At 25.7% G+C, this 1114-nt stretch carries 1 pseudogene; it reads right to left on the bottom strand.

Annotated features, from left to right (window positions below):
- A pseudogene (locus tag ETR37_RS18645) lies at positions 1-1114 on the bottom strand (IS1634-like element ISMbov2 family transposase); the annotation flags it as partial.

Consider the following 1114-nt stretch of genomic DNA (forward strand, 5'->3'; position numbering starts at 1 on the left):
TTCCTTGAACATTTGCATCGTTTTGTTCAAGCACATTTTTAAACTGTTTAAAAAGCAATTCAATTTCTCATCTCTTTTTATATGCGACATAAATATCTTTTAAGTCCAAATCATAATTACACTCAAAAATTATTAATCCAAAAAGATTTTCTCTTTCTAGTAATTTAATTTCATCATACGCACCTTTTTTGTGTGCACGACTTATGAAATTTTTCTTTTCTACCATTTCAGTTAGGGTTGATTTATAACAAAGATAATATTTGTTGTTGATGATAATTTTCTTTGCTCTTATTGTGTCGTCATCATAAGTAAAAGTGAAATTAAATCCAGATTTTAAATTAAATTTTTTAAAAGTATGATTTATTTTTATGGGCATTAAATATTTAATATTTTTTTCTCTCATTAAGTTTTTACATTCTTTATCATCAAATCCTCTATCAAGAATTAAGAATCCATTTTTAATCTTATAAGTTCTTAAAAAGTCTCTAAAAGCAGTGTAATCTAGCATATTTCCTGGGTAAACAGAACTAGCAACAGGTTCTTGTGCATTAATATCATAAGCATAAATAAGGTTTAAGTTTTGAGCGCCTTTAGTTCTAGACTTTCTAGACATTTCAGAGAAAATGTTAGTTTCTGATGTATTGTTTTTCAACATACCATCAATAACTATTGAGTGGTTTGAAAACTCTTCTAATCTTTTATTCATAAAGTCTTCCATCTTCGAACTAGATTTACCTATTTTCTCTAAAAAACTTGAGATAGTGTTTGGTGATAGTGCACATTTTGGGTATATTTCAGAAATAAAATTTGTATCATACTCATGTTTTAAATGTTCGTTTTTAATATCTGAAAACATAGTTCTTAAAGAGGCTATAACATATAATTTTCTAGCATCTTCAAAATCATAAAAATTTAAAAGTTCTCTAAAGATATGATTGTTTAATTTTTCATTTAGCGCAAATAAACCATATGATTTAATATCTACTTCATATGTTTGCTTTTCTATGCTTTGAAAAACACCATTAATAATCTTTCCAATCACTCCTTTTTCAACAGGAATAATTTTTTCATTTTTTCTTATTGATGTTCTTTGTATAACATTATAAATACCTTC

This window comes from Geobacillus sp. PK12 (assembly GCF_004123125.1).
In the GTDB taxonomy this organism is placed as follows: domain Bacteria; phylum Bacillota; class Bacilli; order Bacillales; family Anoxybacillaceae; genus Geobacillus; species Geobacillus zalihae.